The sequence below is a fragment of the Meridianimarinicoccus aquatilis genome, assembly GCF_004358675.1.
Classification (GTDB): Bacteria; Pseudomonadota; Alphaproteobacteria; order Rhodobacterales; family Rhodobacteraceae; genus Meridianimarinicoccus; species Meridianimarinicoccus aquatilis.
The window spans coordinates 49,340-60,079 of the sequence record NZ_SMZO01000022.1 but is presented as its reverse complement, the minus strand read 5'-3'; the positions used below and the strand labels follow the sequence as shown (position 1 = coordinate 60,079).

Below are 10,740 nucleotides of genomic sequence, written 5' to 3'. Positions count from 1 at the left end.
GGCCTCGGCATCTGCAGCCCCTTCCGCCTCCATAACCATGATCACGCTGCCTTCACCGACCTTGTCGCCCTCGGCCACCTTGATCTCGGTGATCTTGCCTGCGGCGGGGCTGGGAACCTCCATCGTGGCTTTATCGCTTTCCAGTTCGATCAGCGGGTCCTCGGCGGCGACGACGTCGCCCACCGATACAAGAACCGAGACCACCGGCACATCGGAGAAATCGCCGATATCGGGTACTTTCACATCCATGTGTCTGATCTCCTTACCACATCAACTTGCGCATATCGCCAAGCAGCGTCTTGAGCGTCACGCAGAACCGTGCCGCAAGCGCGCCGTCGACGGCCCGGTGATCATAACTCAGCGAGAGCGGCTGCATCAGGCGCGGCTCAAACTCGGACCCGTTCCAGACCGGTGCCATCTTTGACCGCGTCAGGCCCAGAATGGCCACTTCCGGCGCGTTCACGATGGGCGTGAAGCTGGTGCCCCCAATCCCGCCAAGGCTGGAAATCGTAAAGGTTGCGCCTTGCATGTCTGGACCTTTCAGCTCGCCCTTGCGGGCTTTGCCTGACAATTCCATCAAGTCCTTGGAAATTTCCACCAGACCCTTGCGATCGGCATCCTTGATCACAGGCACCATCAGTCCGTTCGGCGTATCAGCCGCAAAGCCGATGTTATAGAAGTCCTTCTTGATCAACTTGTCGCCATCGGGATGGATCGAGCTGTTGAACTCCCAATGCGCCTTGAGCGCTGAAACACTGGCCTTCACCACAAAAGACAAAAGCGTGACGCGATATCCGTCTTCCTTCGCCGCCGTGTCCATTTCCTTGCGGTACTTGTCCAGATCGGTGATGTCGGCTTCGTCATTATGAGTGACATGCGGGATATTGAGCCAGGACCGGTGCAACGCAGGGCCAGAGATCTTTTTGATCCGCGACATCTCCACGTTTTCGACAGGGCCAAACTTGGAAAAATCCACCGCCGGAATGGGCGGAATATCCATGCCGCCTTGCGCCGACGCCCCGCCGCTTGCCGCTGCCGGAGCTGCCGCTTGCTTATAGAACTTGGCGATGTCTTCCCGCAGGATGCGGCCCTTGCGGCCCGTGCCGTTGACTTTGCTCAGTTCAATGTCCAGCGACCGGGCAAAGGCACGCACCGATGGCGAGGCATGCGCCTTGCCAAAACCCGAGTCCGTCACCGCAGCCGGGGCTGCCGCAGGCGCTGCTGCTTTTGGCGCTTCGGCCTTGGGCGCTTCGGCTTTTGGGGCCTCGGTGGCCGGCGCATCGCCTGCCCCGTCATCTTCCAGAACGATGATCAGCGTGCCTTCACCCACACGATCCCCTTCTGCGACCTTGATTTCCTTTACCTTCCCCGCAGCAGGGCTTGGCACTTCCATTGTTGCCTTGTCGCTCTCCAGCTCGATCAGCGGATCTTCGGCGGCGACAACGTCGCCCACCGAAACAAGAACGCTCACTACCGGAACGTCGCTGAAATCCCCGATATCGGGTACATGTACGTCAGTCGTCATAGTCAAAGTCTCCCTCGTCCCTGCAGGCTCATACCAGCCGCGGGTTCGGCTTGTTGCCGTCGATGTCGTATTTGCTGAGCGCTTTTGTCAGGTCCGCTTTCGTCACGGCCCCCTGCTTGTAAAGCTCCACCATTGCGGTCGCTGCGATATGGGCAGCGTCCACTTCGAAGAACCGGCGCAGGTTGACCCTGCTGTCAGAGCGGCCATAGCCGTCTGTGCCCAGTACCGTGAACTCACGGCCCTCGGGGATGAACCCTCGGATCTGCTCGGCATAGTTCTTCATGTAGTCGGTGGCGGCGATGATCGGACCTTTTGACCGCGCCAGCTGATCGGTGACAAATGGCACTTTTGGCTCTGCCAACGGGTTGAGCCTGTTATGCCGTGTGGCGTCCTGGCCATCGCGAGCCAGCTCGTTCAACGATGGTGCCGACCAGATTTCCGACGTCACGCCGAAATCTTCCTTCAGCATCTCGGCCGCCTTGATGGCTTGCATGAGGATCGTCCCCGAACCCATTAGAGTGATGTGCTTTTTGGTCGGCTTCTTCACCTCTTCAAGGCGATAGAGCCCTTTGATGATGTCCTGCTCAACACCCATGGGCATATCGGGATGACTGTAGTTTTCATTCATAAGGGTGATGTAGAAATAGACATCTTCCTGATCGACGAACATCCGTTGCAAGCCGTGCTGAACGATCACCGCAACTTCGTATTGGAAGGTCGGGTCATAGGTGATGCAGTTCGGGATCGTCGACGCAAGGATGTGGCTGTGACCATCCTCGTGCTGCAACCCTTCGCCGTTCAAGGTTGTCCGGCCGGCCGTACCGCCCAGCATGAAACCACGCGCCCGGCTGTCGCCCGCCGCCCATGCAAGATCACCGATCCGCTGGAAGCCGAACATGGAGTAGTAGATGAAGAACGGGATCATCGGCTCGCCATGCACCGAATAACTGGTCGCAGCCGCGATCCAATCGGCCATTGCGCCCGCTTCGTTGATGCCTTCCTGAAGCACCTGACCGTCCGCACTTTCCTTGTAGTACGACATCTGATCACGGTCTTGCGGGGTATAAGTCTGGCCCAGAGGGTTCCAGATACCCACGGACCGGAACAGCCCTTCCATACCGAAGGTGCGCGACTCGTCGGGAACGATTGGAACAACCCGGCGGCCGATTTTCTTGTCGCGCAACAGCGTTGTCAGGATGCGCACAAATGCCATCGTCGTGGAAATCTCGCGATCCCCCGATGATTTCAACTCCTTCTCGAACTTGTCGAGACCCGGAATTTCAAGCTTGGGTGCATCGCGCCAATGACGCACAGGGAACGACCCGCCAAGCGCCTTGCGGCGATCCGCAAGATACGCCTTTTGCGCATTGTTCAGCTGAACAAATGGCGCTTTGGGCAAATCTTCGTCAGACACAGGAATCTGGAAGCGGTCGCGCATGGCGCGCAACTGATCTTCGGCCAGTTTCTTTTGCTGGTGCGTCGTGTTCTGGCCTTCGCCAGCCGACCCCATGCCATAGCCTTTGACCGTCTTCACCAGAAGACAGGTTGGTTGGCCTTTTACATCTGTCGCCCGTTTGAACGCGGTGTAGACCTTTTGGCTGTCATGGCCGCCGCGGCGCAGATTCCAGATCTCGTCATCGGTCATATCCTCGACCATCGCGGCGGTCTCGGGATACTTTCCGAAGAAGTGTTCGCGAATGTACGCGCCGTCCTTCGATTTGAAGGTCTGGTAATCGCCGTCTACGGTTTCATCCATCAACTGGCGCAACCGCCCGGTGACGTCTTTTTCCAGCAGCTCATCCCAGCCACGGCCCCAAAGAAGTTTGATCACTTCCCAGCCTGCGCCACGGAATTCGCCTTCGAGTTCCTGAACGATCTTGCCGTTGCCGCGCACCGGGCCATCAAGACGCTGAAGGTTGCAGTTCACGACGAAGATCAGGTTGTCGAGCTTTTCGCGCGCCGCGAGGCTGATCGCGCCAAGGCTCTCTGGCTCGTCCATTTCCCCATCACCGAGGAAGCACCACACTTTGCGGTCTGCCATGTCGATGAAGCCGCGCGAATGCAGATACTTCATGAACCGCGCTTGATAGATCGCCATGAGCGGGCCAAGCCCCATGCTCACCGTCGGGAACTGCCAATAGTCGGGCATCAACCACGGGTGAGGATACGAAGACAGGCCAGACCCGTCGACTTCGGAGCGGAAATTCTCAAGTTGTTCGGCGCTGATACGACCTTCCATGAAGGAACGGGCGTAGATGCCGGGAACCACGTGACCCTGGAAAAACACCAGATCGCCGCCATGCATGGCAGAGCGCGAGCGCCAGAAGTGGTTCAGGCCCACATCGTACATCGCCGCAGAAGAGGCGAAGGACGCGATGTGCCCACCGTATTCGCTGCTTTCCTTATTGCGCCGCACAACGGTCGCCATCGCATTCCAGCGATTGATCGCCCGGATGCGGCCTTCCATATCCAGATCGCCAGGAAATTCGATCTGATCATCTGTAGGAATTGTATTCTGATACGGCGTTGTCGCCGAGAAGGGCAACATCGCCCCGGCAGCCCGGGCCTGCTGTACTGCGCGATCCAGCAAATAATGCGCTCGGTCCGCGCCATCGCGTTCAATGACGTCCTGAACCGCGTCCTGCCATTCCTGGCTTTCTATCGGGTCAAGATCTTCGTGTTCACCCATGTTCTACCTCCCTAGTTCAGCGTTTCTGTGCAAAACAAAATGTCAGCCTTGTGTGGCGCAAACGAAAGAATGTTGCGGGCCCGATGCCCTTTTTCCGTTGCTTTTCAAGTGCCTAGCCTTGCCTCTCAATTCGTTTAACCGAAGATTTCTTTTTTGCCACCCTTTGCAAATGCATACCTAACCTTACGGAATTGCATGGCAGGTTCTGCAAACCGCAAAACCGGCGTCGATTCATAACTGGTTAACAGTCTCATTTTTCTTGAAAAACGCCGACTCCATACAGACCAACTTGCAGTCACCTGCCCGAAGCCGGGAACTTGCGTCGTTCCGCAAATTTTTTGAATTTTCGACTACCATGCCATGCGAGGTATATGGCCGTGTGCTGCATCTAGGCGCGCGAATCCCGCACCTGTCACCGATTCAGCGCCCACGCGCACGGCCTCAGAACGTTTTCGAAAACGTATCATCTCATCGTCCCCCCTCAGGTACTCTGCACCGGGCCTCACCAGCACGCAAGCCACTGTGAACACCAAGATCGCCGATCCACATTTCGGGCTTCCGCAACGCGCCAAATCTGATCCGGTCCTGACCCTTGCAGCCATTGCGTGAATTCCGCCTTGTCGCCACCCAGCGTTATGGCATGATCAAAACATGACGGGTCAAATCGACAGCAACACCGAAACGCCTCAGGGAACGAGCGCCTACCTCACGGTCCACGAACTGGCGGGGATGCTGCGCGTGAAAGAACGCAAAGTTTATGACTTGGCGGCCGCTGGTGAGGTGCCTTGCCTCCGGATCACAGGCAAGTTGCTCTTCCCGGCAGACGACATTCAGCGCTGGATGACTGGGGCTGTATCAGGCGGAAACATTGAAGCCGCCAGCCGCCCTCCGATTGTTCTTGGCAGCCATGACCCTTTGCTCGATTGGGCGCTTCGCCAATCCCGCGCGGGGTTGGCCAGCTTTTTTGACGGCAGCGGCGATGGGCTGCGCCGTTTTGAAATCGGCGAAGGGATCGCGGCAGGGCTGCATTTACCCAATCCGTCTTCATCTGGCCCAGACGCCTGGAACACACATGCCGTGGAACAGGCCCGCGTGGGCAACACGGCGGTTTTAATCGGCTGGTCTATTCGCCAGCGCGGGCTGATCCTTGCACCGGGTCTTGGCCGCGAAGTCCGATCGCTTGCAGATCTGGCCGGGCGTCGCGTGGTGCCGCGCCAAGCCGGATCTGGAACACAGTCGTTGTTCGACGCAATGATCAAGAACGAGGGCTTAAATCCGTCTGCATTTGAATTGACCGATGTGGCACCGGACGAAGACGATGCCGCCCGGCTAATCGCACGAGGCGAGGCTGATGCGGCCTTCGGGTTGGAAGCCCTGGCGCGCCCCGCGGGCTTGGATTTTGTTCCACTGGTGGCGGAAAGGTTCGATCTTTTGGTTGATCGTAAGGCTTGGTTTGAACCGCAGTTCCAAAAATTCTGGGAGTTTTGCACCGGCCCCAACTTGGCCAAACATGCCGCAGGGCTTGCCGGGTACGATATTGCTCCGCTGGGCCAAGTCCGCTGGAACGGTTGATGCTCGTCATGGATGTTACTCGCGAAACCCACGGGGTTTCCAATGATCTCTAGACAGATCTGGAAATTGCGCACAGCGCTTCGCAAAATCTGGGTGCGCGTTGTTGCCTTTGCCGTACTGGCGGCGGCGTCTATCGTTCTGGCAAAACTTCTGGCCCCTCTTCTTCCAGAAGGGTTGGCTTTCAAAACCGGTGCGGAATCTGTCGAACGGTTATTGAACTTGTTGGCCTCGTCCATGCTTGCGGTCACAACCTTTTCATTGTCCATCGCAGTGTCAGCGTTTTCCGGAGCCGCGCAAAATGCGACCCCCCGCGCCATTGCACTGCTTCAGCAGGACCGCACGACGCAAAATGTTTTGGCTACGTTCCTTGGGGCCTTCTTGTATAGCCTGCTCGGCATCATTGCCCTGAGCGCCGGACTGTACGACTCCAATGCTCAAGTGATCCTGTTCTTCGTGACCATTGCAGTTACAGGCTTGGTTATCGTCGCCCTGATGCGCTGGATCGGCCATCTGATGAGCTTTGGCCGTATGGGCAACACCTTGGACCGTGTGGAATTGGCTGCAAAGAACGCGCTGGGGCGGTGGCGCACTGCGCCTAACTTGGGGGGACACCCCATAAACGGGGACGTGCCCGCAGGAGGGTCAGAGGTTCTGGCGAAAAAGTCGGGCTATGTGCAGCACGTGGATATGCCCTCGCTCAATGGACTTGCCGAAAGAACAGGTGCGCAAATCTTCATTGACCGGCGGCCGGGCGGCTTTGTTGCCACAGGTCAGGCGCTTTGTAGTGTTCATGGATCACAGCTTGAAGCAGATGACCGCGCGAATATTCAGGCCGCGTTCAGCATCGGCACAGAACGGGTGTTTGAAGAAGACCCACGTTTTGGCCTCATCGTCCTCTCGGAAATCGCATCACGGGCGTTGTCGCCCGCGGTGAATGACCCCGGCACCGCCATCAGTGTCATCGGGCGCATTGTCAGGTTGCTTTCTGACTGGCCGAACCACGAGACACCGGAAATTTGCTTCCCACAAATGCATGTACCCCGCATTCTTGCCGAGGATATGCTGGTCGATGCCCTGCGTCCGGTTGCGCGCGACGGTGCCGATAATATCGAAGTACAGGTTCGGCTTCAAAAGGCACTGGCTTCCCTGCGCAACACGGCACCGGATGACTTTGAAGATCCCGCTGCGCGTCTGGCATGCGAGGCGCTGGAACGCGCCAACCGGGCCGGACTGCCTGACAGCGAACTGACCGACCTTTACGACATCGCCGCTTGGGCCAGACCAAAAGAGATAGCCGCGCATACCTGAAAAAGTCAGCTCCAGTCAGGACGCCGTTTTTCCAAAAATGCCGCGATCCCCTCGGCGGCGTCAGGCGTTTCCCATACATCCGCAAGACGGGCGATTGACGCGTCAATGACCGCATCCGTGATGTCGGGACCCAAACTGCGCGCCATGGCCTTGGCCGCGGCAACCGCAGACCCGGAGGTAGACAGATAGGGGGCCGCCTCGGCTTCGATTTGTGCGCTCAACTGCGCCTCTGGCACGATCCGGCTGACCACACCAAGCTCTTTCGCTTCGGTTGCTGAAAAGAGCCGCGACGACATGAACACCTGCCGCGCCGCGCCTTCGCCCATTCGCGCCAACACATAGGGCGCAATTGTTGCCGGGATCAGACCCAGCCGGGTTTCCGTCAATCCAAATCGGCAATCAGGCAGCGATAGCGCGACGTCGCACACGCAGGCCAAGCCGACACCGCCGCCAAAAGCCCCCCCATGAATCGCGCCGATCAAGGGGCATGGCATCTCGTTCAACGCGCGTAGCATATCGGCCAGTTTGCGCGCCTCTGCGATCCGCGTCGCCCGGTCCGCCTTGATCTGATCTTGCATCCAGCGAAGATCGCCCCCTGCGCAAAAGACAGGCCCGGCTCCGCGCAAAACGATCACACGGGTGGACCGCGCGGCCCCAACACTGCGCGCCATATGGGTCAATTCGGAAATCATCGCCGCCGACAATGCGTTGCGCGCTTCAGGTCGGTTCAGGGTTACCGTGACAATGCCGCGACCGTCATCGGCCAGGTCAAGTGTTGTCCAGACCGTCAAACTGCTGCCCCCTGTCGCACGGCTTTGGCGATCGCTTCGGCATGACCAAGCGCGTCAGCGTCCAATCCAGTTTGCACGCCGTGTTCCTCAAGCCATTCCATGACAACGCGGGTGTCCGCATTGCCGGGGGCACCCGGTGCATAGGGGCAGCCCCCAAGCCCTGCCACGGCAGTGTCAAAGACCCGAACCCCTGCATCCAGGCAAACGGCAATGTTCCTTATGGCTTTCCCGCCAGTGTCATGAAAGTGCCCAGCCAACACAGACGCAGGTAATTCGGTCATCACCGCTGCAAGCATCGAATAAACCGTATCCGGCCGCCCTTTGCCAATCGTGTCCCCAAGGGAAATCTCGAAGCAGCCCATTGTCATCAATTTCGTCGCGATACGCGCAACCGCCGAGGGGGGTGTTGACCCATCAAACGGGCAATCCGTCACGCAAGACACATATCCCCGGACAGGGATTTTCGCATCTTCCGCCGCCTCCAAAACCGGTGCGAACCGCGCAAAGCTCTCGGCGACAGAACAGTTCAGATTGGCCTGACTGAACCCCTCAGAGGCTGACGCAAACACCGCCACTTCATCTGCCCCCGCCGCACGCGCAGCTTCAAACCCCCGAAGGTTCGGCGTAAGCACTGCATATCGGACGCCGGGCGCACGGGTAATTCCCGCCATCACGTCGCCCGCATCTGCAAGCTGCGGAATAGCGCGGGGGCTGACAAAGCTCGTCGCTTCAAGCCGCGAGACACCGCACTGCGACAGCGCATCAATCAGCGCGATCTTCTGGTCGGCGCGGATCATCACCCTTTCGTTTTGCAAACCGTCGCGCGGGCCGACTTCGAATAAGGTAACGTGATCAGACATCGACCTGCTCCAGTGTCACAAGAACGGCACCTTGCCCCGCATTGGCCCCAGCTGCCAACAGCACTGCAGCAACGACCCCATCCCGCGGCGCGCAAAGCGTGTGTTCCATTTTCATCGCCTCCATCACCACAAGCGGATCGCCCTTCGCCACCACATCACCCGGCGTGACCCGAACATCCCGCACTAGTCCCGGCATGGGTGCCTCGACCACGTCGCCTGCATAATCTGCGGCGTCTCCTGCACCCAATGGATCAGACAGATCGAAAACGTGCGGTGTGTTGCCTTCGAACACGGTCAGGCGCCGCCCGTCGCGATGTATGTGTACCGTGCGGGTCAGCCCCGCATGCGTCACACGCACAGCTGTATCCGCCAGGGGGTGAACGCATAAGGTGACCTCTTCGCCCCCGATCTCAATTGTGTACGCGCCATCCCTTTCAATCGTGATCATTGCGCTCAACCGATCACCCAGATACTCAAGATCGGCAAATGTTCGGGCCGGACCCCAAGCACGGAACCCCCGCAACATGGCGCCGGGGTCACCCGTTTCTAGTGGCTCACCCAAACCTGCAGCCGCCAGCGCGGCCACCCCAAGCAGAACTGGCCCGGCAGGGGCCATCGCCAAAAGCGCGGCGCCGCGGCGCGCGATCAACCCTGTGTCAACGCGCCCGGCCTGAACATCGTCATCGGCCAACAACGCGGACAAGAACGGCACATTGGTAACCGGCCCGGCAATCCGCACCTCTGCCAAGCCTTTTTGCAATTGCGCCAACGCCGAGGCCCGGTCGGAACCATAGGCGATCAGTTTGGCGATCATTGGGTCATAGTGGGCCGTGATCGTGTCGCCTTCGGCAATACCGCTATCAACGCGAAGCGCGCCGGTTGCGAACCTGGCCGCCGACGGCCAATGAAGATGCGTGACTGTTCCCGGCGCCGGAAGAAACCCGGCTGCCGGGTCTTCGGCATAAATCCGGGCCTCAAACGCATGACCGCGCAGCGAAAGATCGACTTGCGTGAACGGCAATGCTTCGCCCAAGGCCACGCGGATCTGCCACTCTACCAGGTCCAGCCCGGTCACGGCTTCGGTAACTGGATGCTCCACTTGCAGACGTGTGTTCATTTCCATGAACCAGAACCCGTCTTCGCGTAACCCGGCAGACCCATCGGCGATAAATTCCACCGTTCCGGCACCTGCGTAGCCAATGGCACGCGCTGCCTCCACGGCGGCGGCACCCATGGCTTGGCGCACGGCCACTGGCATATCGGGTGCTGGCGCCTCTTCGATCACCTTCTGATGACGACGTTGCAGCGAGCAGTCCCGTTCAAACAAATGCAGGACCGTGCCATGTGCGTCCGCCAGGACCTGCACCTCTATATGCCGCGGCGTTTCAATATACTTTTCGACCAGCACAGCCTCATCGCCAAAACTGGCCAAACCCTCGCGGCGCGCACCTTCCAGCGCGGCGGCGAACTCTGCCGGTGCATCCACCCGGCGCATTCCCTTTCCGCCGCCGCCCGCCCGCGCCTTGAGAAGGACCGGATATCCGATCTGGTCCGCAGCGGCGGCAAGGGTGTCGAGCGACAGATCTGAACCGTGATGACCGGGCACAACGGGGACGCCTGCCGCTTCCATGCGAGCCTTGGCTGCGTCTTTCAAACCCATGGCTCGGATTGCGGAGGCGGTCGGCCCGACAAAGATCAAACCCGCCTGTGTCACCGCTTCGGCAAACTCGGCGTTTTCAGACAAAAACCCATAGCCGGGGTGGATAAGTGTCGCCCCCGTCGCGCGCGCAGCCGCAAGAATTGCGTCACTGCGCAAATAGCTTTCGGTGGCGGAAGCCGGACCAATGCAAACCGCCGTGTCAGCAACCTGCACATGTGGCGCGAACCGGTCGGCATCCGAATAGACAGCAACCGTGCGCAAGCCCATCCGCTGGGCGGTTGCTATGATGCGACAAGCGATTTCGCCGCGATTGGCTATAAGTATGGTGTGCATCT

Annotated in this window: 7 protein-coding genes and 1 pseudogene; 2 read left to right on the top strand and 6 right to left on the bottom strand. The window is 59.1% G+C overall.

The window, feature by feature from the left end:
* The 3 genes and pseudogenes from E2L05_RS11160 to aceE all read right to left on the bottom strand — a co-directional run.
* The coding region (locus E2L05_RS11160; RefSeq protein ID WP_341776746.1) for a biotin/lipoyl-containing protein at positions 1–249 on the bottom strand (249 nt) is incomplete at its 3' end.
* A gap of 13 nt (positions 250–262) precedes the next feature.
* Positions 263–1,543: pseudogene (gene aceF / locus E2L05_RS11155) on the bottom strand (dihydrolipoyllysine-residue acetyltransferase); the annotation flags it as partial.
* Positions 1,544–1,553: 10 nt separating this feature from the next.
* On the bottom strand, positions 1,554–4,214 hold the full coding sequence (gene aceE / locus E2L05_RS11150; RefSeq protein WP_133342987.1) for a pyruvate dehydrogenase (acetyl-transferring), homodimeric type: 2,661 nt from the start codon (positions 4,212–4,214) through the stop codon (positions 1,554–1,556).
* Positions 4,215–4,865: 651 nt separating this feature from the next.
* Here aceE and E2L05_RS11145 point away from each other — a divergent pair.
* Both E2L05_RS11145 and E2L05_RS11140 read left to right on the top strand, forming a co-directional pair.
* Complete coding sequence (locus E2L05_RS11145; RefSeq protein WP_133342986.1) at positions 4,866–5,786, top strand: helix-turn-helix transcriptional regulator; 921 nt, start codon at positions 4,866–4,868, stop codon at positions 5,784–5,786.
* Positions 5,787–5,828: 42 nt separating this feature from the next.
* Positions 5,829–7,094 carry a DUF2254 domain-containing protein gene (locus E2L05_RS11140; RefSeq protein WP_165971741.1) on the top strand — a complete coding sequence of 422 codons (1,266 nt, stop codon included), beginning with the start codon at positions 5,829–5,831 and terminating at the stop codon, positions 7,092–7,094.
* A gap of 5 nt (positions 7,095–7,099) precedes the next feature.
* Here the strand turns inward: E2L05_RS11140 and E2L05_RS11135 are convergent, their stop codons facing one another.
* From E2L05_RS11135 to E2L05_RS11125, 3 genes are read right to left on the bottom strand one after another with little or no spacing between them, the layout of a single operon-like run.
* Positions 7,100–7,885 carry a crotonase/enoyl-CoA hydratase family protein gene (locus E2L05_RS11135; protein WP_133342984.1) on the bottom strand — a complete coding sequence of 262 codons (786 nt, stop codon included), beginning with the start codon at positions 7,883–7,885 and terminating at the stop codon, positions 7,100–7,102.
* A complete protein-coding gene (locus E2L05_RS11130; RefSeq protein ID WP_133342983.1) occupies positions 7,882–8,745 on the bottom strand; it encodes a hydroxymethylglutaryl-CoA lyase in 864 nt (287 codons plus the stop codon). Before E2L05_RS11130 ends, E2L05_RS11135 begins: the two co-directional genes overlap by 4 nt.
* On the bottom strand, positions 8,738–10,738 hold the full coding sequence (locus E2L05_RS11125; RefSeq protein WP_133342982.1) for an acetyl/propionyl/methylcrotonyl-CoA carboxylase subunit alpha: 2,001 nt from the start codon (positions 10,736–10,738) through the stop codon (positions 8,738–8,740). The genes E2L05_RS11130 and E2L05_RS11125 overlap by 8 nt, the downstream gene beginning before the upstream one ends.
* Positions 10,739–10,740: the final 2 nt, after the last annotated feature.

Coding starts and splice junctions, on each gene's coding strand:
- aceE (WP_133342987.1), bottom strand. CDS start 4,214: ATGGGTGAACACGAAGATCTTGACCCGATAGAAAGCCAGGAATGGCAG.
- E2L05_RS11145 (WP_133342986.1), top strand. CDS start 4,866: ATGACGGGTCAAATCGACAGCAACACCGAAACGCCTCAGGGAACGAGC.
- E2L05_RS11140 (WP_165971741.1), top strand. CDS start 5,829: ATGATCTCTAGACAGATCTGGAAATTGCGCACAGCGCTTCGCAAAATC.
- E2L05_RS11130 (WP_133342983.1), bottom strand. CDS start 8,745: ATGTCTGATCACGTTACCTTATTCGAAGTCGGCCCGCGCGACGGTTTG.
- E2L05_RS11125 (WP_133342982.1), bottom strand. CDS start 10,738: ATGCACACCATACTTATAGCCAATCGCGGCGAAATCGCTTGTCGCATC.